The sequence below is a fragment of the Streptomyces sp. SID1328 genome (assembly GCF_009865595.1).
Taxonomy (GTDB): Bacteria; Actinomycetota; Actinomycetes; order Streptomycetales; family Streptomycetaceae; genus Streptomyces; species Streptomyces griseoluteus.
Map to the genome: position 1 here is coordinate 1 of NZ_WWKH01000766.1, position 1,153 is coordinate 1,153.

1 protein-coding gene and 1 pseudogene are annotated in these 1,153 nt (G+C 72.2%); both read left to right on the forward strand.

What is annotated here, in order from left to right; genetic code table 11:
* Window positions 1–272: pseudogene (locus GT030_RS24610) on the forward strand (protoporphyrinogen oxidase); the annotation flags it as partial.
* Window positions 273–277: 5 nt separating this feature from the next.
* A complete protein-coding gene (gene hemQ / locus GT030_RS24615) occupies window positions 278–1,009 on the forward strand; it encodes a hydrogen peroxide-dependent heme synthase (RefSeq protein ID WP_161202972.1) in 732 nt (243 codons plus the stop codon).
* Window positions 1,010–1,153: the final 144 nt, after the last annotated feature.

The window sequence follows — 1,153 nt, forward strand, 5'->3', positions numbered from 1 at the left end:
ACGCCGAGCCGGTCGCCACCCGCGTCACCCGCTGGACCGACGGCCTGCCGCAGTACCCGGTCGGCCACCACGCGCGCGTGGCCCGTGTCCGCGAGCACATCGCCAAGCTGCCCGGCCTCGCGGTGTGCGGCGCCCAGTACGACGGCGTGGGCATCCCCGCCTGCATCGCCAGTGCCTACGCGGCCGTCGACCAGCTCGGCGGCGACCTCGCCGGTGTGCGCGAGCTGACGGCCAACCCGGTGCAGAGCCTGCACGGCGGAGCGGGAGAATAGGGGGCATGAGTGACGACGCCCCCACCACCGAGCCGGCCCGCATCCCGAACAAGGGCAAGCTGGCCAAGGACCTCAACCAGGTCATCCGCTACACCCTGTGGTCCGTCTTCAAGCTGAAGGACGTGCTGCCGGAGGACCGCGCGGGCTACGCCGACGAGGTCCAGGAGCTGTTCGACCAGCTCGCCGCGAAGGACGTCACGGTCCGCGGCACCTACGACGTCTCCGGCCTCCGCTCCGACGCCGACCTGATGATCTGGTGGCACGCCGAGACCGCCGACCAGCTTCAGGAGGCGTACAACCTCTTCCGCCGTACCAGGCTGGGCCGCGCGGTCGAGCCCGTGTGGTCGAACATGGCGCTGCACCGCCCGGCCGAGTTCAACCGCTCGCACATCCCGGCGTTCCTCGCCGACGAGACGCCCCGCAACTACGTGAGCGTCTACCCCTTCGTGCGCTCCTACGACTGGTACCTGCTGCCCGACGAGGACCGCCGCCGCATGCTCGCCGACCACGGCAAGATGGCCCGCGGCTACCCCGACGTGCGCGCCAACACGGTCGCCTCCTTCTCGCTGGGCGACTACGAGTGGCTGCTCGCCTTCGAGGCCGACGAGCTGTACCGCATCGTCGACCTCATGCGTCACCTGCGCGCCTCCGAGGCCCGGATGCACGTCCGCGAAGAGGTGCCGTTCTACACCGGCCGCCGCAAGTCCGTGGCCGAACTGGTGGCGGGGCTCGCCTAGGCGCCCCTGCCCTTGAGCGCGTCCCGGTCCGGGGTGCCGCGTCCGGCCGGCTCGGTGGGGCGCGGCTCCGGGCGCGGGGCGCAGGCGGCGCGGCGGCCCGGCAGGCGGCCTTCGAGCAGGTAGGCGTCCAAGTGGGCGTTGACA